Origin of the sequence: Pseudomonas sp. Irchel 3E20, from assembly GCF_900187645.1 — a bacterium.
GTDB lineage: Bacteria > Pseudomonadota > Gammaproteobacteria > Pseudomonadales > Pseudomonadaceae > Aquipseudomonas.
In genome coordinates this window covers 518513-542956 of sequence record NZ_FYEE01000001.1, presented here as the reverse complement: position 1 = coordinate 542956, position 24444 = coordinate 518513, and the positions used below count along the sequence as shown (strand labels likewise).

The window sequence follows — 24444 nt, the reverse complement described above, 5'->3', positions numbered from 1 at the left end:
ACCCGCCACTAAACCCCATTCGGTCTAAAAAACCCCACAAAACTGTCAGATCTGACAGGTCACAGCCTTAGCACAACTCGTTACCGTGAACCCTGCCGGGCATGCCGTCGCCTGCCCCCTTCAAAGGTAGGAGCGCTTCATGGACGAGAAAAATCCCCCTTCACTCCCAGCCCTCGTCGACGACAGCACTCGCGCCAAAAGCGGCCGGCACAGCTTCAAGGTGGCGATGAAGAAGATGGGATTGACCTCGGTGTTCGACATCATCCGCTTGTCGCGCCAGGTGTTTGCCGCGCAGCTGAGTCAATACAGTGACGCCGACGCCGGGCAGGCCTACGACAATGCCATGTCGTATGCGGTGCAGATCGCCCGCCAGTACCGCGAACACCAAACCTCATCAGGGCAAGGGTCCAGCGCCGGGCAGCGCACGGGCGTGCGTTCGCTGGTGAGCATCGGCGCCTCGTACCAAAACCTGTTCAAAGAGAACTGGGACGACTTCTGCTCCGTCGGCGCCATCGCCGCCATCGACTCGCCGGTGGCCTACCTGAGCCGCCTGTACAACTTTGCCAGCGAACTGGAGGCCACCCCCCTGGACCCCGACCTGCCACCCCGCGCGCTGCTGGACAAACGCCGCCCCGACCTCAAGGACTTGCTGATCGACCAAGACAGCACCTTCACCCCGCTGCCCATGCTCGACCTCGTCAACGACATCCTGGGCAAAACCATCAATGCCCACCTGGCCAGCACCCCGGACAAGAACAAAGACCTCTATGAAGTGCTCGCCAGCCGCCGCTACCCCTTTGAGTTCCCTTACAACCTGCACCACCAGCAATGCGTCCAGGGCCTGACGGGAAGCAAGCCCAGGCTGGGCGAACTGAACCTGCGCATCAGCCTCAAGCTGCCCCTGAGCACCACCGCCAGCGACGCCTACGGCCGTGTGCAGCAAGACAGCGCCATCGCCCAGCAACTGATGTCGGGGCTGGGGCCGGAGCAGCAGCAGTTACTGACCCAGGAGGCGCCGTTTACCACGTTCTACCTGGCCCTCAACGACTTCGCAGCCGGGCAGCCATGGGCGAGCCCCGCGCCCGAGTTTTCAGCCATACATACCAACAAGAACACGTCTTTTTTGTTGCCCAAGGATCAACCTGGGGTCGGCGTGGTCACGCCACAGGCCGATGCACCAGGCTCCGGCAGTGGAAACACCACCGTGCCTCTCACATTCAACAGCGCGACAAACCCCGACAAACCGGTGGAGTTCTTTCTGAATTCGAACCGCATCGGTTCAACGGGCGGGTATGTGCTGAATCAGACACACCCGGCATCTAGCAAACCGGCGAACATGAGCATCCTGCTGAAAACAGCCCTTGAGCCCAACATCGCTGACGGCTATCGCGTGTCGTTCCAGGTACAAGTAGATCGTGCAGGGGCAAGGGTCGCACAACATAGCTTCACCCTGACCCTGGACGAACACTTGAGCCTCAACGCACAAGAGCAGGCATTTTTCGCCACGCACTATGGCGCCAGCGAACTCTCGATCACCGCGCCTTCGCTGACCGACGCAAACGAGTTCATGCACCGCACAGCCCTTAATTCCGAACAGTTGGAACGGCTTTTGGCCCAGCGCCGGCATTTCCCGCGCTTGTCCGCCAACGTCCCCAGCAAAAACCCCGCCAGCCCGGGGGCTGGCTACTCAAGAGGCTTCCCCCATTCGTCCCACTACGGCGCCTGCTATGTCAACGGCGCCGGCTCGGGCAACTACGACACCGCCACCACGCCGGATGCCACTTCCATCCAGAACGACCAGTACGACAACGCCATGGCCCTGGTGCCCTACGAGGTGGGCGATCACAACGGCTGGCGCATCACCAAGACCTCACCCGACCGCCTGGACCGCATGCAACGCATGATCCGCCTGCAACGCTGGACGCAAATCCCTTTCACCGAGCTGGACACCCTGCTTATCAGCGCCATCCGCGCCGAAAGCCCGTTGAACCTGGGCCTGCAACTGACCGCCAACACCCTGCGAGCCCTAGGCCTGTATCAGTACCTGAGCCGCCGCTACCCCAAACTGGCGCCCGAGGAATTCGCCGCATTCCTGCATGACCTGACGCCCTACAACACGGACGATCGCTTGCCGCTGTTCGACCAGGTATTCAACCGCTTGCAGGTATTCGATACACCGCTGGTGCTGGACCAGACCCCATTCGCCCTGGATGCCACCCCCGCCGCACAGAAAACCCTGCTGCAACTCGCCGCCGGGCTCGGCCTGCAACCGGCCGAAGACTCGTTGCTGTTGCTGGCCCGCCAAACCCTAGCCGACTTCAAGGCGCTCACGCGCGACCTCACCACCGTGTCGTCGCTGTACCGCCAGGCGCGAATCGGCCAGATGTTCAGCCTGTCGCCGGCCGACACCCTGGGCCTGGCCCAGGTGCTGGGTGGCGATGCGTACCGCAGCCACCTGAGCCGCGGCACCCTGGCGGACCAGGCCACGGCAGGCAGCACCGATATCCTCGACGTGCTGCTGCAAATGGACTGGGCCTTGGGCTGGCTGCGAGAAATCGACCTCAGCGTGCCGCGGCTGCGCCACTTGCTGGGCCTGGACCGCGACAAGACGCCCATCTCCCAAGAACTGGCCCAACGCCTGCTACAACTGCACGACGCCGCCGCCCAAGCGGTGCTGACCCCGCAGGAACTGGCGACCCTAGCGTTGCCCGCCAAGGAAGACGGCGCCGGCACGCCTGCCATCAACTGGTTCAACGTGCTGCTGGACGAAAAAGGCGGCGCGGCGAAAAAACCCTTGATCGACCGTAAAGGCCTGTTCCTAGCGCTGCCCTTGGCCAGCGATGTGCCGGAACACTTCGAAACCGCGCTGGTCACCGTGGTCGGCCGGCTCACCCTGGCCGATGCGGTCAAGGCCCAAGCGGTGCAAACCCTCAAGCCGCTGGTGATCGCCGCACACGACCGGCAGCAGCAGTTGATCGAAGGGCTCCTGCAGGAAACCCTGGCCTTGCCCAAGGAATTGACCCCTCCCGTACTGGCCTGGGCTAAGGACTCGGTCTACGACCTGCTGCTCGCGGCGCTGTTCAACGACGGCAGTTTGAACTTCCTGTACTCGCGGGTCGCGCGCCATGGCGAAGCGGCACTGGCATTGCAAATCAGCCAGAGCACCCTGCGCCTGTTCCTGCTTCACCCCACCTGGCTCGGCGCCTCGGGCTACAACCCACCGGCCACGCAAAAACCGGCCCTGGCCGAACTCTACCTGCTGGAACGCTTCGGCCACTGGCAGCGCTCCCAGCCTCTGCCCGAAGCCACCTTGCTCAGCTATTTCGTGATGGCCAACCCGCCCGCAGCCGAACTGAAAAACAAGCAACTACGGGCCAACGTCGCCGAAAACGCCAACGCCGCCCTGGCCTACCTCTTGGCCTGGAACGAGCAGGAAGTCGCACAACTGACCGACCTGCTGGCGTCCAAACACGCCACGTCCATGGCCGACGTGGACTGGGTGCGCCGCTGCCAAGCCACTTGCCTGGCCAGCGGCCTGTCCACCCGTGGCTTGCTCGCCGCCACCGCGCTGACGCCCCAAAGCGCCTTCACGGACTGGAAAAAGGTCGGCCAGGCCGTGATTGCCGCGGCCTCTGCGCCCCAGCCGGGCACCCTGACAGTCAAGGAGTGAGTCATGACCGCCTCTATTGAAAAACAGCTCAACGAATCCCTGCGCGATGCCCTGGTGGCAATGTACCTGCACGAAGTGGTGCCCGCCGACCCCACCTTGATCGAGCTGCAACTGAACCACCGCATCGAAACCGCCAACGATCTCTACGAGTACCTGCTGCTCGACGTGCTGGTCAGCCAGGACGTGCCTACCAGCCCCGTGGCCTGCGCCATCGCCAGCCTGCAGCAATACATCCACGGCATGTTGATGAACATGGAACCCGGCTACGCCTCCAATAGCCTCACCCCCGAGCAGTTGGAGCGCTGGCGCGAAGAGATGTATCAATACCCGCTGTGGGCCGCCAACCAGCAACTGCACTACTTCCCGTCCATCTACCTGGACCCGACCCTGCGCCAGACCCGCACCGAAAACTTCAAGCAACTGGAAAACGACATCAACCAGGCCCAAATCCAGCCAGACACCGTGCAAGCCGCCGTGCTGGCATACCTGGCGCGCTTCGAGGAAATCGCCAACCTCAAATGCCTCAATGGCTATATCGACGGCCAGGATTTTGCCAACAGCCCCTACTACTTTGTCGCCAAGTCGCCGGCGGAAAACCAGTTTTACTGGCGCTCCCTGGACATGAGTCAACGCCCGCAGAAGGCCCCCGCCCTTTCCCCCGACCAACCTGCGCCCAAGTACGACAAACCCCTGCCTGCGGCCTGGTCGGACTGGAACAAGGCCAACGTGCCCATCGGCGAACATGCCATCACCCACAGCGTGCGCCCGGTATGGTTCAACAACCGCTTGTTCATCTTCTGGGCCGATGTGACCTTTGAAGACCCCCGCCCGGCAGCACCCAATGCACAAGTGCGGGAAACCACCCCCGCCAGCCCACTGTTTCGGCTGTATGGCTCCTATAAAAAATACGACAACACTTGGAGCACACCCCGTACTTATATTGAAGAGTACGGCACTTCCAAAGACATGTTCGACCCCAAACTGGACCCCCACTTGGTAGAACAAGCAACCGACACCATCGCGGTGTACGACAATACAACGTCCCCGGAAACGCTATTTCTTGCACTGTACTATGGCCACCACCATGGCAATGCCGACAATGGCGCTAAGGATTCTTATACATTCCTTAGAACATTACGCATCGACAAAAACTTCACCCTCACGCCCCTATTCCCTTTTGAGGGTTATGTAAACCCACCCCCTGTCATTCAAAGTTCCATTCCAATACAAGATGACGAAGCCCACGTACGCAGGGTAGGCCACTTATTTGCACACGACGAAAATGGCGCCAGCCGCTTCCAGTATTGGCTGCCCCATGGAAAACAACAGTTCGGCACTATTACTTTACCGCCCGTACCGACGACGCCTGAAGCGTTATGGAACTACGAAGGTTTGCAGTCGACGATAGCCAGCCTCACTACCAATGATATTCGCTATGACCCGGAAAGTTCGACCATCCAAGTAACATCGCGAGTAACCGACAACATCACCAGCCACACGACACTTACCATCACGCTTTTTGACGAGTTCCGAGAACTTGTCAAATTCGACCTTATTGTTGCCTCCAACGATAACGCGAATGAATGGATCACCCTGCTGCCAGGGTCAACAATCACCGCATTGAACACGGACTTTTACAATCAGACGCCCCCTGTACTCTATACATTTGACAAGTTGGACAAACCGTTCAGCCAACTCATAGTTACCCAGAACAATATAAATTCATTTATGATCCCCCCTATTAACTCCGGACAAAGCACCGCACTAATAAAAACTTCAATTTCGAGAAAAACCCTCGAATTTATTCTAAAAAATCCTCAAAACACAAACACAAGCAAAATTACCAAGCTTTATAAAAACAATATAAATGAGATAAAAATCAGCCGCACCACAGTCGAGATAACAGGGCCGCTTCTATATAGCCATCTAATTCTGCACCCACTCAAACCCTCTGACATTCCAGAAAACTTCAACGACCTACGTCAACTAGCCAGATCCACTATTAGCCAGACCATAGAAAAGAACGACGCCCTCTCTCTGTCATTCCCAATTAACCGCGATACGCTATTACCGGAAGATTGGCCTGTTGACTGGCCAGACGGGCATAACTCGATTCGGTTGATTCATGGTATCGCCGTCTACAGCGCCTATTATTTGGGGGGTCCTATCTATCTGGGCAGTGCATTCAAAATAGTCGAAATGGGTTGGAGCGAAAGTTCCGAGACCCCCGAGCAAATCGCCCCGATGATTTTGCATAACCCCAGTACGACACTGGGCGACGCCGAGTCCATCGACTTCTTCGGCTCAAGCATCGAGTTTTCCGACGGTAGTGAAACGGACTATCGCCAACCCATCCGGATGAACACCACCTTCGCCCGCAGCCTGATCCAGCGCGCGGAGGAAGGCATGGACAGCCTACTGTCCTGGGAAACCCAGCACCTTAAAGAACCACCCATTGAACATTTGAGCGGTGACGATCTGATGGATTTCGCCGGGGCCTACTATCTGTATTTCCTGGAGTTGTTCCTGTACCTGCCCTGGCTGGTGGCCTATCGCTTGAACAAGGAAGAACAGTTCGACGAGGCGCTGCACTGGTTGGCCTACCTCTTCGACCCCATGCGCCAACAGGGCGAGAGCGGCCATCCGCCGTTCTGGAATGCCGTGCCGCTGGTGCCCCATCTGGTGGATACCGAAGAAGACGTGAGCCACGCCACCCGAGCGCCCAACGACCCGCACCAAATCGGCCTCAGCCACCCGGTGCACCTGCGCAAGGCCTTGTATCTGCAATACCTGGATATCCTCCTCAGCCGCGCCGACAGCGCCTACCGCCAGTTGACCCCCGATGCCCTGGTGGTGGCCAAGCTCGGCTACGTACAGGTGCTGGACCTGCTGGGGCCGCGCCCGGATGTGCAAACGGTGGACACCTGGGCCCCTATCAAACTCAAGGCGCTAAGCGATGCCACCAACCCCGAGCTGCGCAACTTCGAGCAGCGCTTGCTGATGCGTGAGCAATACCTGCTGGAAAACCCCCGGCCCCAGTTTGGCGGGCCGCACCCGCAAGTGGTGCCGCAGCTGTGCCTGCGCCCCTGGGCCGACGACCCGTCGCTGCCCACGGTGGACAACCCCTACCTGCGCCTGCCCTTCAACCCTGAACTGGTGCAGCGCTGGGACCTGGCCGAAAGCCGTCTGTACAACCTGCGCCATAACCTGGACATGGCCGGCAACGCCCTGCACCTGCCGCTGTTCGCCCCGCCCCTGGACCCGCGCGCCCTGCTCGCTGCCCGCGCCGCAGGGCTCTCGGGCGCGGCGCTCAACCAATACCTGAACCCGAGCATCGCGCCCACGCGCTTCAACTTCCTCTACGCCCATTGCATGAACGCGGTAGAGGTGGTGATCCAGTTCGGCGCCACCCTGCTGTCGCTGATCGAGCGCAAGGAACAGGCCGAGTACCTGGAGCTGCAACAGCAACAGGCGTGGAACCTGGCGAAAATCGCCGTGGATATTCAGGTGCAGGCTGGGGAAACCGATAACAAGAACGAGCTGGCGTTGAAGGCGAGTCAGAACATCATCCAGCAGCGGGTTGGCTACTACCAAAATTTGACCATGTTCCCTGAAGAGATATCGGCCGGCGCCTCCTCCCTGTCCTCTCGGGTCGCAAGGATTACTGCCATGACAATAGAGTCGGGAGGGGAACTCCTGAAGCTGCTGCCTAACATTTTTGGCGTGGCTGCCGGAGGTAGTCGTAGCGAAGCAGCTGCGAGAGCGGCCGCCCTCCTCACTAGCAGCACTGCGATGGTGGCGAGCGACACGGCTGACACGCTCTCGTACAAAGCCCAATTCGATCGCCGCGCCCAGGAATGGCAACAAGCCCTCGACCAGGCCACCCTGGAAGCCGCCCAGGTACAGGCCCAACTCGACGCCTTCCAGGAGCAGAAAAAAGCCACCCGCTTGCAACTGCGTATGGCCCAGACCAGCCTGGAACAGGCCAAGGCCACCCACGACTACCTGCTCGGCAACAAGCGCTTTGGCAAAAGCCAGACCTACGACTGGCTCAACAACCAGTTCACCCGGTTGTACGGCCAGGCGTTCAATTTTGCCCAGTCGTTGTGCCAGGCCACGGAGGCAGCGTGGCGCTACGAGCAGGCTGACTACCGGCGCCCTTCCGTGTTCAATGCTTCGGCCTGGAACGCCAGCTACCGCGGCCTGGGCGCGGGTGAAAGCCTCAAGCTCGGCTTGCTGGAGCTCAACACCCGCCGCTTGCTGAGCAACGAGCGCGACCTGGAGATCCGCAAAACCGTGTCCCTGCGCCAACTCAAGGACAAGGACAGCGATTCGACGATCAACAAGCCCTGGGCGGACATCCTCGCGGATCTGCTCAGTACCGGCAGCTGTGAATTCGAACTGACCCAGAAAATGTTCGAGGCCGACTACCCCGGCCACTACCTGCGCCGGATCAAGACCATCAGCGTATTCCTGCCGGTGCTGCTGGGGCCCTACGAAGATGTGCGGGCGACCCTGGCCCAGACCTACAGCACGGTGCAGATGGACGCAGCCGGCACGGTGGCCAAGGAAAACCTGCGCGCCAGCCAACAGATCGCGCTGTCTAGCGGCATCGACGATTCGGGGATGTTCAGCCTCAACTTTCAGGACGAGCAGTACCTGCCCTTCGAGTACACCGGCGCCGTGTCCAAGTGGCAGTTGACGTTCCCCGGCCACGGCGGCACGCAAAAAGCCATGCTCGAATCCCTGACTGACATCATCGTCAAGTTCAGCTACACCAGCCGCCGCGGAGGCCAGTGATGAACGAACCCACTACCTCTGCGCTGGAAGTCAACGCCCCCGCCCTGCCCAAGGGCGGCGGGGCGATTCAAAGCATCGGCAAGGGCTGGGGGGCGGTGGGCACCAGCGGCGCGGCGTCGCTGGAGCTGCCGCTGCCGATTTCCGGGGCGCCCAACCGCAGCCTGGTGCCGAACCTGGGCCTGGGCTACAGCAGCGACGTGGGTAACAGCCCGTTCGGCATCGGCTGGCGGATGAGCTCCAACGCCATCACCCTGCGCACCACCAAAGGCGTGCCGCGCTATGACGGCAGCGACCTGGCGGTCGGCCCCGACGGCGACGTGTGGATGCCCGAGCGCAATGAAACTGATGGCCAACCCGTGGCCCGCACGGTGTCCGAGTATCGCGGCGTCACGGTGGGCGAACACCGGGTGGTGCGTTACCACCCACGAGTCGAAGGCGCTTTCACCCTGATCGAGCACTGGGCCACCAACGCCGACGCAGCCGGGTTCTGGCTGCTGCATGGTGCCGATGGCAGCCTGCACTTGTACGGCAAGACCCTCGCCTCACGCCGCGCCGACCCCAACGCCCACGAACGGGTCGGCGTGTGGCTGCTGGACGAAAGCCTCAACAGCCGGGGTGAGCATGTGGTGTATGAGTACCTGGCCGAAACCGAAGCGCCGGTTGGCCCGCAGTTTCGCGACTACCGCGCCCAGCGCTATCTCAAACGGGTGTGCTACGGCAACGAGGTCGCCAGCGCCGACCTCTACTCATGGAGCACCGACGGCTGGAGCACCGTGCGCTGGCATTTCCACCTGCTGTTCGACTACGGCGAGCGCAGCGCCGAGCTGACGGAAAAACCCGCCTATGGCCCGCCCTATGGGCTTGAAGGCGATGTGTTCGGGCCCTGGAAGGTGCGCAGCGACCCGTTCTGGAACTACGCCTACGGTTTTGAACTGGGCACCCGGCGCCTGTGCCGGCAGGTGCTGCTGTTCCACCAGTTCCCCGAATTGGGGCAGCACCCGGTGCTGGTACAACGCCTGCTGCTGGAACACCGCAGCGACGCGCTGGGCTACAACCACCTCACGGCCGCCCACCTGCAAGCCTATGACGGCCGAGGCCAGGTAGAGAACCGCCCGCCCATGGAATACGGCTACAACCCCTTTGCCCTGGTGGCCGACCGCCAGGGCTATACGCCATTCCCGTCGATGCCCGGTTTGAATGACGGCCAGGCCTATCAACTGGTGGACCTTTACGGCGAAGGCCTGCCCGGTGTGCTGTACCGCATCGACCAGGCCTGGTACTACCGCGAACCCCAGCGCGGCCCGGACGGCGGCGATCAAGTGCGCTATGACGAATGGAAATTGCTGCCCCACTTGCCCGCGGCCGACAGCAGCAAAGCGGTGCGCCAATCCCTGAGCGACATGACCGGCGACGGCAAGCTCGACTGGGTCGTGGCGATGCCCGGCATGAGTGGTTTTTTCACCCTCAACCCGGACCGCACCTGGTCCCAATTCGTGCCCTTCAACGCCTTTCCCACGGAGTTTTTCCACCCCCAGGCCCAACTGGCCGACCTGGTGGGTGATGGCCTCACGGACCTGACCCTGATCGGCAGCCGCAGCGTGCGCCTCTACGCCAGCCGCCGCGAGGATGGCTTTGCTCGGGGTGTGGATGTGCCCCGCCGGGACGACGACGATGCCCTCCCGCTGCTCAGCCCGTCCCCCACGGAACTGGTGGCCTTCAGCGATGTGCTGGGCAGCGGCCAACAACACTTGGTGCGCATCCGCCACAACGAGGTCAAATGCTGGCCCAACCTGGGCCACGGGCGCTTCGGCAAAGGTTTTGTACTGAGTACCTTGCCGTTTGCCTACGAAGAATTCGAGGCGGCGCAGGTGCGCCTGGCCGACCTCGATGGCTCCGGCGCCGCCGACCTGATCTACCTCAAGAGCGATGGCTTTGAGGTGTTCATGAACCACGCCGGCAACGGCTACCCCGACACGCCCCAGACCCAACCCTGGCCCGAGGGTGTGCGCTACGACCGTTTGTGCGAAGTCAGCTTCGCCGACCTGCAAGGCCTGGGCTGTTCCAGCCTGGTGCTGAGCGTGCCGCACATGTCGCCGCGGCACTGGCGCTATGACTTCGTCCAGGCCAAGCCCTACCTGCTCAGCCGCGCCAACAACAACATGGGCGCCCGCAACGGCGTGAGCTATCGCAGTTCAGCCCAGGAATGGCTCGACGAAAAAGCCCAGTTGCGCGCCGCCCAGCAAGAGCCTGTATGCGAACTGCCCTTCGCCCTGCACCTGGTCAGCCAGCAGACCCAACTGGATGAAATCAGCGGCCAGCAACTGAGCCAGCACTTCAGTTACCGCCAGGGCTATTACGACCGCCACGAGCGCGAGTTCCGCGGCTTCGGCCTGCTGCTGCAAACCGATACCGAAGGCGCCCCGGCCCAACGCCTGGAAGACGGTTTTACCGCCCCCGTGCTGAGCAAAACCTGGTTCCACACCGGCCGGGCCGTGGACATGCCGCCCAGCGACGGCTACGCCGGCGACCCTGGCGCCGCGGCGCTGCGCCCGACCCTGGTGCAGCGCTACCACAGCCGCGACCATGCCAGCGAAGGGCTCGACCCCATCGACGACACCCTGGCCCGGGAAGTCGCCCGGGCCCTGAGCGGCTCGGTGCTGCGCAGCGAAATCTACAACGCTGACGCTCCCGCCGTGCCCTACGGCGTGCAGCAGCACCGCTACCTGGTGCGCCTCTTGCGCCCGGCGGGGCAGCACCAGCCCTACGCCGTGGTGCAACCACTGACACTGGAGTCGCGCAGCCTGCACTACGAACAATCCGTCGCCGATGACCCGCTGTGCCAGCACAGCATCAACCTGGAGTGGGACGACTACGGCACCCTGACCCACGGCTGGGTGGTCTACTGCCCGCGACGTAAAACCCGCAGCGACGCGCCACCCTTCAGCGACCCCTACCAAAACACCTGGTGGAGCGATACCCACGACGAGGCCCAGCAGGCCTGGTACCTGACCCAGGCCAAGGTCGGGTTCATCCACCAAAACGACCCCCAAGCCTGGCGCCTGGGCCTGGCGTACCGTTCGCGCAGCAATGCCCTGGTGCTGGCCAAAACCGACCTGCACGCCAATGACCTGTGCCACGAAAAATTCCTCGAACTGAGCCAGGACGGCGGCCCCTGGGCGCAACAAGCCGTGCTCACCGGCCTCAGCCTGCAGCGCTACAAACACCCGGACAGCGGCATTACCCTGCCCGTGGGCGCGGCCACCTTCGAGGCCCTGCCCGACTACGAAGAGCACGCCGAACTCGATGCCACCGCGCTGAGCGCCTATGACCGGGTCAAAGACATCGACCCGAATTTCGACCTCAAGGCGCGTCTGCTCGAACCCGAGGTCGGCTACCAGCCGATGAAGCTGTTCCTGCCGTACGACCAGGAAGAAGACAACAAGACCAACCTGTGGTCGGTGCGCCAGGGCTTTGCCACCTACGCCAAGCTGGAGGATTTCTACAGCATCACCCACGTGCAACAGACCCTCAGCCACGGCATCACCCAGGTCACCCACGACCCCTACTGGTGCCTGCAAACAGCCGTGCAATTACCCGATGGCTGCGTCACGCAGGTGCTGGACATCGACTACCGCACCTTCCTGCCCGGGCGCATCCAAGACCCCAACGAAAATATCCAAGAGGCGCGCTACAACGCCCTGGGCGAGATTCAGGTCAGCAGCTTCCATGGCACCGAACTGGGCCTGCCAGTGGGCTTCAAGCCCCTAGCCGATTACGTGCCCCCCGCCGACCGCAGCCCGGCAACCGCCATTGCCAACCCGGTGGCCGCGATCGGCGAGTACGCCACTGCGATATTTTCCGACCCATTCAGTTGGATGGGCCGGATCTCGCAGGCCTCACCGCCGCCCGAGGCGTGGCGCACCTGGGCCAGGGCCGAAGGCTTCATCCTGCCCAGCGGGCACCTGTGCGACCGTGCCCGCCAGCATATGCTGGGGTTGCAAAACCCTTCGCCCAACGAAGTGATCCTGCAACAGCAACTCGACGCTGCCCAGCGTGAGCCAGTGCACGTCGCCACCCTGCAAGCCGACCGCTACCCCGGCGACCCCGAGGCCCAGGTACGCATCGCTATCGCCTGCTTCGACGGCTTTGCCCGCACCCTGCAAACCAAACAGGAAGTCGAGCCGGGCCTGGCCTACGTGGTGGACGAAAACGGCGCGCTGAAACTGGGCGCCGACGGCAAACCCGTGCAACAGCAGGCCGCACGGCGCTGGCGAGTCAGCGAACGGGTCGAATACAACAACAAGGGCGTGACAGTACGGGTCTATCGCCCGTACTTCGCCGACCAGACGCGCTACATCAACGACCAATCCTTTCGCCAGCACGGCTACTGCGACCGGCTCTACTACGACGCACCTGGGCGCCTGGTACGCACCGTCGCCGCCAAGGACGACCTAGAAGACCGCCAAACCTACCTGGGTTGGTACACCATTGCCGAAGACAAAAACGACACCTATGAAGACGTCATGGCACGCAAGGCCAAGGACGCCAAGGCATGAACCCCGGCGTGCATCACCACACCCCGACCCTGGCCGCGATTGACGGCCGGGGCCTGGTGGTGCGCCAGGTGCAGTACCTGCGCGCCACCGCGGCCGATGCACCGCAAGCCCAAGTCAGCCGCCAGCACCATGACGCCGCCGCACACGTGGTGGCGCAATACGACCCACGCCACAACGGGCCACAAGCCAACCTGAACAACCTGTACAGCCTGGGTGGGGCGGTGTTGTGCAGTATCAGCGTCGACAGCGGCTGGCGCATCGACCTGCCGGGTGTGGCCGGGCAGGCGTTGCAACGTTGGGACCAACGTGGCAGCCACCAGCGCAGTACATTCGACCCTCTGCTGCGGCCCACCGCCATTGTCGAACAGGCCCGCGCCGGCCCCGCCCAAACCGTGCAGCGCTTGACCTATGGCGACGGCTCGGCGGCCTACGCCCAGCACAACCAATGCGGGCGCCTGGTAGCCGAGCACGACAGCGCCGGGCGCCTGAGCATGGATGAGTACGCCGTCAATGGCGCGCCCCTACGCCAGGGCCGACGCTTTCTCAAGGGCCTGGACATGCCCGACTGGCCACCCACCGCCGCCGGCCAGGAAGCGTTGCTGGAACCCGACACCTGGCTGACCCAATGGCGCTACAACGCCAGCGGCGTCCCGCTGGAGCAAACCGACGCCCGCAACCATCGCCAGCACTTGACCTACGGCCTCGATGGCCGCCCCAAGCGCCTGGCCTTGCAACTGCACGGTGCAGCCACCGTGCAAACCCTGGTGGAAGGCATCGAGTACAACGCCGATGGCCAGATCCAGGCGCAAGTGGCGGGGAACGGCGTGGTCAGCGTCACCGATTTCGACCCGGCCGATGGCCGCCTCAGGCAACTCAAGGCGTTCAAGGGCAGCACGGTGTTTCAACACCTGAGCCAGGCCTACGACCCGGTCGGCAACGTTATCGCCCTCACCGACCACACCCAAGCCATCCGCTACGCCGCCAACCAACGCCTGGACGGCAGCCGCGCCTTCACCTACGACAGCCTCTATCGCTTGGCCAGCGCCACCGGCCTGGAGGGCCCCGGCGCCAGCACCCAGCCGCAGTTGCCGCCATTGATAAGCCCCATCGACCTCACGCGCCTGGGCGGCTACACGCAAACGTTCGCGTACGACAACGGCAATAACCTGACCCGCCTCACCCACGTCAGCGCCCTGCCCGGCCAGTCCCACACCGTGCACATGCGCCCGCACGACCAGAGCAACCGCTGCCTGGGCTGGCAAAAAGGCCAGGGCGCTGAGTTGGAGATGACCTACGACGCCGCTGGCAACCTGCTCACCCTGCAACCGGGCGGGCAGGCCCTGGCCTGGACCGTGCGCAACCAGTTACAAGGCTTGACCCAAGTGTCCCGCGCCCACGGCGACGATGATCGCGAGTGCTACGTCTACGACAGCACCGGCCAACGCCTGCGCACCTGGCAACGGGCCAGGGCCGCGGCGGTCGAACACATCCGCGAAGTGCGCTACCTGACGGGCCTAGAAGTGCGCACGGTGGACGGCGAGCAGCAGGTGCTGCACGTGGTCACCCTGCAAGCAGGCCACATCCATGTGCGCTGCCTGCACTGGGCGGCGGGCAAACCCGACGGCATCGACGCCGATCAACTGCGCTACAGCCTGACCGACCCCTTAGGTTCCCTGGACACCGAACTCGACCAACAGGCCCACGTGATAAGCCGCGAGGGCTACTACCCGTTCGGCGGCACCGCGTGGCAAGCGGCCCGCTCCCAGCTAGAGGCCGAGTACAAAACGGTGCGCTACTCAGGCAAGGAGCGCGACAGCAGCGGCCTCTATTACTACGGCGCCCGCTACTACGCGCCGTGGTTGCAGCGCTGGGCCAGCGCCGACCCGGCGGGGGCGGTGGATGGGCTGAACCTCTACGGCTTCTGTGGCAGCAACCCCATCAGCCGCACCGACCCCGATGGGCGTATGTGGCAGGACGATGATCCGGCGCTGGATCGGGTACTGGACGAGTTCGTCGAACACGAACAAAGCCTGCGCTACCAATATGGCTTGCCCCCCATCGCCTCCCCGGCCTCGGAACACAGCGATGACGAGGAGGCGATGCAGACCCAGGACTCGCCGGCGTCCCTGCAAAGCCAAGGCTCGCCGCCCCCCTCCGACACCAGTAACCCGGCAACCCCCGAAAGCCTGAACCCGCCGCCACCGACCGCCGAGCAACACAGCCTTTTAGAGCGTTTAAACACTCACACGCCTCAGTTCCAATACAGCCTGAACAACAGGAACCTGCTGGCCCGCGGCAACTTTGGCGGCAAGGTCTACCGGGCGGATCGGCGCACCCCCGCCGAAGTGGCGCGCGAGGGCTTCAAGCCCTCGGACGAATTTACCGCCATCCCCAAAATGATCGGCGGCGATGCCTTGATAGTGGCCGAATCCCTGACGGGGGTTTTGGAGTACGCGGCTTACCACCCCACCCAGTACTACCTGTATGAAATTGACGCCACCGATGTACGCGGCGTGTCCTTGCTTGAAAACATGGTGTTGAACAACGAACCGCTGCTCAAACATCTCGACCAAACACCTGACTTCAGCCCCTACAACCAGACCGGAGGGGCCAACCGAATGCATGAGGCGCACCTGAGCCATGACGACTTGATAACGTTCGCCAGGCCCATTGTGTCAATAGGGCGGGCGATAGATGTGTTGCGTCCACCCACTTGAGTTCACTCATCCGCCAGAGCGCCCGATCACCACGCAACGTCGCCGGATCAATGAAGCACGCGGGCCGCCATGGTATGGTGCCCGCCCCCATTCCTGCCTATTTCCGACAGCATGAACCTGACCTCTCGCCCCTTGCGCCTGACGCTCTACACCTTGCTGATTCTTGCCGGCGCCGCCCTCGCGGCCGGGTTTGCCATGCGCCACGCCGAGCGCCAGGCGCTGGTGGAGGACGCCGCCCGGGCCAATGAACAACTGGCCCTGTACGCTAACTCGCTGCACACCCTGATCGAACGCTACCGCGCCCTGCCCGCCGTGCTGGCCCTGGACCCGGAACTGATCGCCGCCCTCGACGGCCCGCTGGGCACCGAACAGCAAGGCGCCCTGAACCGCAAACTGGAAAAAATCAACGGTGCGGCGCAGTCCTCGACCCTGGAACTGCTGGACCGCACCGGCCTGGCCGTGGCCGCCAGCAACTGGCGCCTGCCCAGCAGCTACGTGGGCCACAACTACGGCTTTCGCCCCTACTTCATGCAAACCCGCAGCCAGGGCACCGGGCGTTTCTACGCGGTGGGCGTGACCAGCGGCATTCCCGGCTACTTCCTTGCCAGCGCGGTGCACAACAGCGCCGGTGAGTTTCTCGGGGCCATGGTGGTGAAACTCGAATTCCCCGAGCTGGAACGCGAATGGCGCCAGGGCAGCGACACCCTGTTGGTCAGCGACGCACGCGGCATCGTATTTATCGCCAACCAGCCCGGCTGGCGCTACCGCTACCTGCAACCCCTGTCGGACGCCGACCGCGCCGAGCTGCAAGCCACCCGCCAATACGACAAACAACCCCTCACGCCCCTGGCCTACCAAGCGGTGCGACGTTTTGACGACAACAGCTACCTGGCGCGGGTCGATGGCCCGGACGGCGAGCAGGATTACCTGTGGGAATCCTTGCCGCTGACCGCCGAGGGTTGGACCCTGCACCTGTTGCGCAAACCGCAAGCCGCCCTGGAAGACAGCCGCAACGCCGGGCTCGCCGCCGCCGGGGCGTGGCTGGCCCTGGTGTTCCTGTTGCTGTTCCTCAACCAGCGCTGGCGCCTGGCCCGCCTGCGCCAACGCAGCCGCGAAGAGCTGGAGAAACTGGTCGAAGAACGCACCCGCGACCTGCGCACCGCCCAGGATGGCCTGGTGCAATCGGCCAAACTGGCGGCCCTGGGGCAGATGTCCGCCGCCCTGGCCCACGAAATCAACCAACCGCTGACCGCCCAACGCACCCAACTGGCCACCCTGCGCCTGCTGCTGGACCACGGCCGCGTCGATGACGCCCATAAAGCCCTGGGGCCGCTGGACGCCATGCTCACCCGCATGGCCGCGCTCACCGGCCACCTCAAGACCTTCGCCCGCAAAAGCCCCAGCGGCCTGCGCGAACGCCTCGACCTGGCCGCGGTGGTGGACCAGTCCCTGCACCTGCTCGAAGCGCGCCTGCGTGATGAACAGATCAGCACCACGTTGCACCTGGCCCGCCCAGCGTGGGTCCAGGGCGATGCAATCCGCCTCGAACAAGTGCTTATCAACCTGCTGCGCAACGCCCTCGACGCCATGGCCGACAAACCCCTCAAACACCTGGAAATCCGCATCGAAGCCGACCAGCACCTGTGGCGCCTGACCGTGGCCGACAGCGGCGGTGGCATCGCCAGCGAGAACCTGAACAACGTCTTCGACCCCTTCTTCACCACCAAACCGGTAGGTGATGGCTTGGGCCTGGGGCTGGCGGTGTCGTTCGCCATTGTCCATGAACACGGTGGGCGCTTGAGCGTGGCCAACATTCCGGGCGGTGCGCTGTTCACCCTGACCCTGCCGATTGCCCTTGAGGTGAGCGCGCCATGTTGAACGCCGTGATGGTGGTGGATGACGAGGCCAGTATCCGCGACGCCGTGGAGCAATGGCTGGGGCTTTCGGGGTTCGCGGTGCAGTGCTTTGCCCGTGCGCAGGCATGCCTTGAACAACTGCCGCGGAATTTTCCCGGGGTGATCCTCAGCGATGTGCGCATGCCCGGCATGAGCGGCCTGGAGTTACTGGAGCAGGTGCGCGCCCTGGACCCGGACCTGCCGCTGATCCTGCTTACCGGCCACGGCGACGTGCCGATGGCAGTGGAGGCCATGCGCGACGGCGCCTACGACTTTTTGGAAAAACCCTTCAGCCCCGAAACCCTGCTGGCCAGCCTGCGCCGCGCCTTGGACAAACGCGCCCTGGTGCTGGAAAACCGCAGCCTGCACACCCAGGCCGACCACCGTGCACGCCTGGATGCGCGCCTGCTGGGTGTGTCGCAAAGCATGCAGACCCTGCGCCGCCAGGTGCTGGACTTGGCGGCGCTGCCGGTGAATGTGCTGATCCGTGGCGAAACCGGCAGCGGCAAGGAACTGATCGCCCGTTGCCTGCACGATTTCGGCCCGCGCGCCGACAAACCCTTCGTGGCGCTCAACTGCGCGGCGATCCCCGAACACCTGTTCGAGGCCGAGCTGTTCGGCCATGAAAGCGGCGCCTTCACCGGCGCCCAGGGCAAGCGCATCGGCAAGCTCGAGTACGCCGACGGCGGCACGCTGTTTCTCGATGAAATCGAGAGCATGCCCTTGGCCCAGCAAGTGAAATTGCTGCGGGTGTTGCAGGAACACAAGCTTGAACGCCTGGGCGCGAACCAGAGCATCAGCGTGGACTTGCGCATCATCACCGCGACCAAACCGGACCTGTTGGATGAGGCCCGCGCGGGGCGCTTTCGCCAAGACCTGGCCTATCGCCTGAACATTGCCGAACTGCGCCTGCCGCCCCTGCGCGAGCGCCGCGAAGACATTCCCCTGCTCTACGAGCACTTCCTCCACGCCGCCGCCCAACGCCTGGGCCGCAACGCCGCCCCTAGCAGCGGCGCGCAACTGAGCCGCCTGCTCAGCCACGACTGGCCGGGCAACGTGCGCGAACTGGCCAACGTCGCCGAGCGCCAGGTGCTGGGCCTGCAAGCCCCGGCCGAGGACGAGCCGCAGCCCAATCAATCCCTCGCCGCCCGCCAGGAAGCCTTCGAGGCCCAATGCCTGCGCGCCGCCCTGACCCGCCATCACGGCGACATCAAAGCCGTCCTCGCCGAACTGCAACTGCCCCGGCGTACCTTCAACGAAAAAATGCAACGCCACGGGCTGACCCGGGAGATGTTTCTAGGGCCATAGCCTGCGTAAAAAGATCGGGCCGCTGTGGGGCAACTGTCTTACCCCTGCCATTCGTCACCGCCATCACGAGCAGGCTCGCTCCCACAGAGGAAAATGAAAATCCCACCCACACCCCAGTTCAACTGTGGGAGCGGGCCTGCCCGCGATAGGGCCCTAATAGCCAACCTCTTCATTGCCCCGGTTGCCGCCATCGCGGGCAGGCCCGCTCCCACAAAGGCTTGCCCCCTCCAACATCGGCCTGTCACCCGTTCGGCATAGGCGGTTTTCCGCTCATCCATCTCCCGCCGTCAGCGGTTTACCGCTCACAAAACCTGTCAAACCCCTCTAGCCCGGGCCTTCGGTTGCTGGCACGGGTTCTGCTATAGCCCTGCCAGGCTGCGCTTCGACGCGCTCCACAACAACAATGACGATGAAGGATCCTTCAATGGATAACTCCAATACCCTGCCTGGCGGGGCGACCGCTGCGCCCGCAAAAGAAAGAACCACCTCCAGCCGCATCAAGTCGATTTTCAGTGGCTCGGTGGGCAACATGGTCGAGTGGTACGACTGGTACGTTTACGCCGCGTTCTCGCTGTACTTCGCCAAGACCTTCTTCCCCAAGGGCGACACCACCGCGCAGTTGCTCAACACCGCCGCGATTTTCGCCGTGGGCTTTTTGATGCGCCCCATCGGCGGCTGGCTGATGGGCCTGTACGCCGACCGTGTGGGCCGTAAATCGGCGCTGATGGCCTCCGTGCTGCTGATGTGCTTCGGCTCGCTGATTATTGCCCTGGCCCCCGGCTACGAGACCATTGGCGTCGGCGCGCCGATCTTGCTGGTGTTCGCGCGGCTGCTGCAAGGCTTGTCCGTGGGCGGCGAGTACGGCACCTCGGCCACTTACCTGAGCGAAATGGCGACCAAGGAACGTCGCGGCTTCTTCTCCAGCTTCCAGTACGTGACCCTGATCTCCGGCCAGCTCATCGCGCTGGGCGTGCTGATCGTGTTGCAGCAAGTGCTGACCACCGAAGAACTGTACGCATGGGGCTGGCGCATTCCGTTCGCCATCGGCGCGCTGTGCGCGGTAGTGGCCTTGTACCTGCGCCGTGGCATGGAAGAAACCGAGTCGTTCACCAAGAAGAAAAAAGCCAAGGAAAGCTCCATGCGCACCTTGCTGCGCCATCCCAAGGAACTGATGACCGTGGTCGGCCTGACCATGGGCGGCACCCTGGCGTTCTACACCTACACCACCTACATGCAGAAGTACCTGGTGAACACGGTGGGCATGAGCATCTCCGACTCCACCACCATTTCGGCAGCGACGCTGTTCCTGTTCATGTGCCTGCAACCGATCATCGGCGGGCTCTCGGACAAAGTGGGCCGGCGCCCGATCCTGATCGCCTTCGGCGTGCTCGGCACCCTGTTCACCGTGCCGATCCTCACCACCCTGCACACCATCCAGACCTGGTGGGGCGCGTTCTTCCTGATTATGGCGGCGCTGATTATTGTCAGCGGCTACACCTCGATCAACGCCGTGGTCAAGGCCGAGCTGTTCCCCACCGAAATCCGCGCCCTGGGCGTGGGCCTGCCGTATGCGCTGACCGTGTCGATCTTCGGCGGCACCGCTGAATACATCGCCCTGTGGTTCAAGAGCGTAGGCATGGAAACCGGCTACTACTGGTACGTGACCGGGTGCATCGCCATCTCCCTGATGGTCTACGCCACGATGAAAGACACCCGCACCCACTCGCGGATCGAGACAGACTGACCTGTTGTAGCCATGGGTTTGTTGTGGGAGCGGGCCCGCCCGCGAGGGCGGTTTAACTGCCGGCATTCACTGTGAATGTGCCATCGCCATCGCGGGCGAGCCCGCTCCCACACAAGCCCGCTTGCTACACCCACGGTTAACCGATTTCAGCTCAACTCAGGCGCCACCGGGCGCCCATAGCGGCGCTGCGCATACGACGCCCCGGCGATCATCGCCACCAGCACCAACGCCAATACCGCCGACGAACCGATGGTGCCGAAATCCAGCCCACCCTTTTCATGGGGTTGGGTCAGGAAGTCGCCCAGGGTCGTGGCGCTGTTCTTCATGATCCAGAACACTAGGGTGATCTGCGGCAGCGTGTTCACCGCAAAGGTGTCGAGCTAGGGCGCAGACTGAAGTGGGCGCTGTGAAAAATAGGTGGCCGATGTATGAAAATTCCATGTTCCCCATGGAATTGCACCGCCCCCGATAGCACTATGGCGCCTCCCCGAGCCACCCAGCAGGAACCCGCCCATGCCGGACGACATCCATTTCTACGAACCCGCCCACGGCCACGGCCTGCCCCACGACCCGTTCAATGCCATCGTCGGCCCGCGGCCCATTGGCTGGATTTCTTCCCAGGACCGCGACGGCCGCCTGAACCTGGCGCCCTACAGTTTTTTCAACGCCTTCAACTACATTCCGCCGATCATCGGGTTCTCCAGCGTCGGGCGCAAAGACAGCCTCAACAACATCGAGCAGACCGGCGAGTTCGTCTGGAACCTGGCCACGCGGCCGTTGGCCGAACAGATGAACCAGAGCTGCGCCAGCGTGCCGGCCGAGGTGGATGAGTTCGCGTTGGCGGGGTTGACGCCGGTGGCGTCGAAGGTGATCGCGGTGCCGCGGGTGGGCGAGAGCCCGGTGGCGTTTGAATGCAAGGTCACCCAGATCATTCAACTGCAACGGGCCGACCAGGCGCTGGTGCCGAGTTGGTTGGTGCTGGGCGAAGTGGTGGCGGTGCATATCGCCAAGTGGTTGCTCAAGGACGGCGTCTACGACACCGCCGCCGCCGAGCCGATTCTGCGCGGCGGCGGCCCGGCGGATTACTTCCAGGTAGGCCCCGAGGCCCTGTTCAAGATGTACCGACCCGGCGCGGTCAAATAGCGCGCCAGACCAGTTCGCCTTCGTCGTCGACATCGCCCAGCAACGCCAATGACTGCTCGGCGGCTTCGTCGGCGGCCAGGGCGGTGTTGAACGTCTGCTCGGCCAGCACCTTATGGAAACGCGGCGCCCCCGAAGCGCCCAGGCCCTTGACCGCGATGGCGGCGTGGTAGCCCTCCTCCCCCCGCACAGCGGCCGAAACGGCCTCGAATTGCGCGAACTCTCTACGTGCCATGTCACTGCTCCTGGGCAAATGAAAAGCGGCCATTCTAGCGGCTCAACCGGCCAGGCGCTGCATGTCCTGTGGGCGGGACACCTCGCTGAAGGTGTGGAAATCCAGGCGCTCGACCACGCCGTCCTGCACCAGTTGGGCGAACACGTTCAGGGCGGGCGAGTTGAAGTGGGCGGTCATGGCCTGCGCGTCGCGCCAAAACCCGCAGACCTGCCACAGGTCCGGGTCGCACAGCGAATGCTGCAAGGCAAAGTGCAGGCAACCAGGGGCACCGAGGGTGGGTTCGATCAGGCTGCTCAGGCGCGCGCCCAGGTCCATCGAGCGCCCGGCGCGGGCACGCACCAGGGCCATGTGGCTGACGGGTAAAGGCATGGTCATGGGAGATCCTCCGCAGGTGTCGATGCGCCACCCGGAGCCGGGTGACGGCAGGATCAAAGGTTAAGGGGCGCGGACCAGGGCCGTTAGTCGATTTCTGCCGGTTTATTGCACGATCCTGCGCCGGGCGTTTTTTCGTGCTGGTGCCGGCGGTCGGCCTTCGAAGGCCGCGAGGGTCGCGGTTTCAAGCAAGTTTTACCACTGGCGGGTCCTGGGCGGCGGCGATAGGCGCAAAACCCGGCAGGATCAGGCAACTTTTGTGCAGCAATGGTCTACCCGCTGGCCTTGCACAAACATAAGCTGTGCGGGTTTCCCCCGATCGCCGCCGAGGATGCCCGCCATGCTGTCGCCCCAGAACCCCCCGGCCCCGCTGGACGCCGACCGGGAAAAACAGCGCGCCGAGCTGGCCGCGCTGATCGCCCGCAACACCGCCCAGGACGGCACCTACGCCACGGCCATCGGTTCGCTGTTCATGTCGCGCCACAGCCATTGCCATGAGTTCGCCCCGGTGCTGGCGCAACCGGCGCTGTGCGTCATCGCCCAGGGCCGCAAGGAAGTGCGCCTGGCCGACGAGTTGTTCAACTACGACCCGCTCAATTACCTGGTGGTCTCGGTGTCGATGCCCCTGAGCGGGCGGGTGGTCAATGTCACTAGCGAGGAGCCGATCCTGGCTTTGCGCCTGGACATCGACCCGGCACAAATCACCGCATTGATCGCCGACGCCGGCCCCTTGGGCGTACCCGCCCGGCCCACGGGCCGCGGGTTGTACGTGGAACCCCTGGACCCGGCGATGCTGGACGCGGTGCTGCGCCTGGCACGCCTGCTGGACACGCCCAAGGACGTGGCCATGCTCGCGCCCCTGGTGCAGCGCGAAATTCTCTATCGCCTGTTGCGCAGCCCCCAGGGTTATCGCCTGTATGAAATCGCCAGCGCCAATAGCCAGAGCCACCGCATCGGCCAGGCGATCAAATGGCTTAACGGCAACTATCAGCAAGCGCTGCGCATCGACGACCTGGCGCGCACGGTGAACCTGAGCGTGTCGACCCTGCACCACCGTTTCAAGGCCATGACGGCCATGAGCCCGTTGCAGTACCAGAAGCAATTGCGCCTACAGGAAGCCCGCCGCCTGATGCTGGCCGAAGGCCTGGACGCCTCGGCGGCGGGTTACCGGGTGGGGTATGAAAGCCCTTCGCAATTCAGCCGCGAATACAGCCGCCTGTTCGGCGCGCCCCCGTTGCGGGATCTGGCGCGGCTGCGCTCCTGAGGACTTTGTGTAAGCGTGAACCGCTGTGGGAGCGAGCCTGCTCGCGAGAGCGATGTGCCTGAACCACCGCTATCGCAAGCAGGCTCACGCCCACATGAAAGCTACCGGCTCAGGGGCTCAATACCCCACCGTAAATCGCTGCCGCGAATGCTGGGGGTTTTCCAGTTCGTCGATCATTGCGATGGCAAAGTCGGCGAACGTGATCCAACTGCGGCCCTGGGCGTCGATCAGCAACTCATCCTGGCCCAGGCGGAATTTACCGGTGCGGTCGCCTTCGACGAACTCCGCCGAGGGCGAAAGGAAGGTCCAGTCCAAGTCCCGCTCCTGGCGCAGCGTGTCGAGGTAGACGCCGCCAGCGCTGGCCTCGGCGCGGTACTCCTCGGGGAAACCGGGGCTGTCGATGACTTTTCCACCGCCGGGCAGCAACAATGAGCCGGCGCCACCCACCACCAGCAGGCGCTTGACCCCAGCCTGTTTGACCGGGCCGAGGATGGCACTGGCAGGGATGGTGGCAAAGTGTGCGGCGCTGATGACCGCATCGTGCCCGGCGAGGGCCGCTTGCAGGGCGTTGGCGTCCAGTACGTCGACCTCCTTGGCCACCACCCCGGGGCGCTGGCCAAGGCTGGCGGTATTGCGGGCGATGGCTGTGACGCTATGGCCCCGGCGCAAGGCCTCTTCCAGCAATTGGCTGCCGGCGCGGCCGGTGGCCCCGATAATTGCGATTGTGCTCATGACGTTCTCCG

Annotated in this window: 12 protein-coding genes and 1 pseudogene; 9 read left to right on the top strand and 4 right to left on the bottom strand. The window is 63.5% G+C overall.

Annotated features, from left to right (window positions below):
* The first annotated feature begins 139 nt into the window (after positions 1–139).
* From CKW13_RS02290 to CKW13_RS02260, 7 genes are all read left to right on the top strand, one after another.
* Positions 140–3670 carry a Tc toxin subunit A gene (locus CKW13_RS02290; protein WP_095106555.1) on the top strand — a complete coding sequence of 1177 codons (3531 nt, stop codon included), beginning with the start codon at positions 140–142 and terminating at the stop codon, positions 3668–3670.
* 3 nt (positions 3671–3673) lie between these two features.
* The gene (locus tag CKW13_RS02285) at positions 3674–8470 is read left to right on the top strand and encodes a neuraminidase-like domain-containing protein (RefSeq protein WP_095106553.1); all 4797 of its coding nucleotides are present in this window, start codon (positions 3674–3676) and stop codon (positions 8468–8470) included.
* Positions 8470–13026, top strand: coding sequence for a SpvB/TcaC N-terminal domain-containing protein (locus tag CKW13_RS02280; RefSeq protein ID WP_095106551.1), 4557 nt, complete (start codon positions 8470–8472; stop codon positions 13024–13026). Before CKW13_RS02285 ends, CKW13_RS02280 begins: the two co-directional genes overlap by 1 nt.
* Positions 13023–15743, top strand: coding sequence for an RHS repeat-associated core domain-containing protein (locus CKW13_RS02275; RefSeq protein WP_095106549.1), 2721 nt, complete (start codon positions 13023–13025; stop codon positions 15741–15743). Before CKW13_RS02280 ends, CKW13_RS02275 begins: the two co-directional genes overlap by 4 nt.
* A gap of 69 nt (positions 15744–15812) precedes the next feature.
* On the top strand, positions 15813–17621 hold the full coding sequence (locus tag CKW13_RS02270) for an ATP-binding protein (RefSeq protein ID WP_371856205.1): 1809 nt from the start codon (positions 15813–15815) through the stop codon (positions 17619–17621).
* A complete protein-coding gene (locus tag CKW13_RS02265; RefSeq protein ID WP_095106545.1) occupies positions 17615–18946 on the top strand; it encodes a sigma-54 dependent transcriptional regulator in 1332 nt (443 codons plus the stop codon). The genes CKW13_RS02270 and CKW13_RS02265 overlap by 7 nt, the downstream gene beginning before the upstream one ends.
* Before the next feature lie 424 nt (positions 18947–19370).
* Positions 19371–20690 (top strand): MFS transporter, encoded by a 1320-nt coding sequence (locus tag CKW13_RS02260; protein ID WP_095106543.1) that lies wholly within the window; start codon positions 19371–19373, stop codon positions 20688–20690.
* Positions 20691–20836: 146 nt separating this feature from the next.
* Here the strand turns inward: CKW13_RS02260 and CKW13_RS02255 are convergent.
* Positions 20837–21031, bottom strand: a pseudogene (locus CKW13_RS02255) (hypothetical protein); the annotation flags it as partial.
* Positions 21032–21203: 172 nt separating this feature from the next.
* Here CKW13_RS02255 and CKW13_RS02250 point away from each other — a divergent pair.
* Positions 21204–21833, top strand: coding sequence for a flavin reductase family protein (locus CKW13_RS02250; protein ID WP_095106541.1), 630 nt, complete (start codon positions 21204–21206; stop codon positions 21831–21833).
* Here the strand turns inward: CKW13_RS02250 and CKW13_RS02245 are convergent.
* Together CKW13_RS02245 and CKW13_RS02240 are read right to left on the bottom strand one after the other, a co-directional pair.
* Entirely contained in the window at positions 21826–22065 is a 240-nt protein-coding gene (locus CKW13_RS02245) for a hypothetical protein (protein ID WP_095106540.1), read from the bottom strand. The genes CKW13_RS02250 and CKW13_RS02245 overlap by 8 nt on opposite strands.
* Positions 22066–22107: 42 nt before the next feature.
* On the bottom strand, positions 22108–22440 hold the full coding sequence (locus CKW13_RS02240) for an antibiotic biosynthesis monooxygenase family protein (protein WP_095106538.1): 333 nt from the start codon (positions 22438–22440) through the stop codon (positions 22108–22110).
* A gap of 337 nt (positions 22441–22777) precedes the next feature.
* On the opposite strand from CKW13_RS02240, the gene CKW13_RS02235 reads away from it, so the two are divergent.
* Complete coding sequence (locus CKW13_RS02235; RefSeq protein ID WP_095106537.1) at positions 22778–23701, top strand: AraC family transcriptional regulator; 924 nt, start codon at positions 22778–22780, stop codon at positions 23699–23701.
* Positions 23702–23818: 117 nt separating this feature from the next.
* On the opposite strand, the gene CKW13_RS02230 is transcribed toward CKW13_RS02235, so the two are convergent.
* The gene (locus CKW13_RS02230) at positions 23819–24433 is read right to left on the bottom strand and encodes an NAD(P)-dependent oxidoreductase (RefSeq protein ID WP_095106535.1); all 615 of its coding nucleotides are present in this window, start codon (positions 24431–24433) and stop codon (positions 23819–23821) included.
* Between the last annotated feature and the right edge of the window lie 11 nt (positions 24434–24444).

Coding starts and splice junctions, on each gene's coding strand:
- CKW13_RS02290 (WP_095106555.1), top strand. CDS start 140: ATGGACGAGAAAAATCCCCCTTCACTCCCAGCCCTCGTCGACGACAGC.
- CKW13_RS02285 (WP_095106553.1), top strand. CDS start 3,674: ATGACCGCCTCTATTGAAAAACAGCTCAACGAATCCCTGCGCGATGCC.
- CKW13_RS02280 (WP_095106551.1), top strand. CDS start 8,470: ATGAACGAACCCACTACCTCTGCGCTGGAAGTCAACGCCCCCGCCCTG.
- CKW13_RS02275 (WP_095106549.1), top strand. CDS start 13,023: ATGAACCCCGGCGTGCATCACCACACCCCGACCCTGGCCGCGATTGAC.
- CKW13_RS02270 (WP_371856205.1), top strand. CDS start 15,813: ATGGTATGGTGCCCGCCCCCATTCCTGCCTATTTCCGACAGCATGAAC.
- CKW13_RS02265 (WP_095106545.1), top strand. CDS start 17,615: ATGTTGAACGCCGTGATGGTGGTGGATGACGAGGCCAGTATCCGCGAC.
- CKW13_RS02260 (WP_095106543.1), top strand. CDS start 19,371: ATGGATAACTCCAATACCCTGCCTGGCGGGGCGACCGCTGCGCCCGCA.
- CKW13_RS02250 (WP_095106541.1), top strand. CDS start 21,204: ATGCCGGACGACATCCATTTCTACGAACCCGCCCACGGCCACGGCCTG.
- CKW13_RS02245 (WP_095106540.1), bottom strand. CDS start 22,065: ATGGCACGTAGAGAGTTCGCGCAATTCGAGGCCGTTTCGGCCGCTGTG.
- CKW13_RS02240 (WP_095106538.1), bottom strand. CDS start 22,440: ATGACCATGCCTTTACCCGTCAGCCACATGGCCCTGGTGCGTGCCCGC.
- CKW13_RS02235 (WP_095106537.1), top strand. CDS start 22,778: ATGCTGTCGCCCCAGAACCCCCCGGCCCCGCTGGACGCCGACCGGGAA.
- CKW13_RS02230 (WP_095106535.1), bottom strand. CDS start 24,433: ATGAGCACAATCGCAATTATCGGGGCCACCGGCCGCGCCGGCAGCCAA.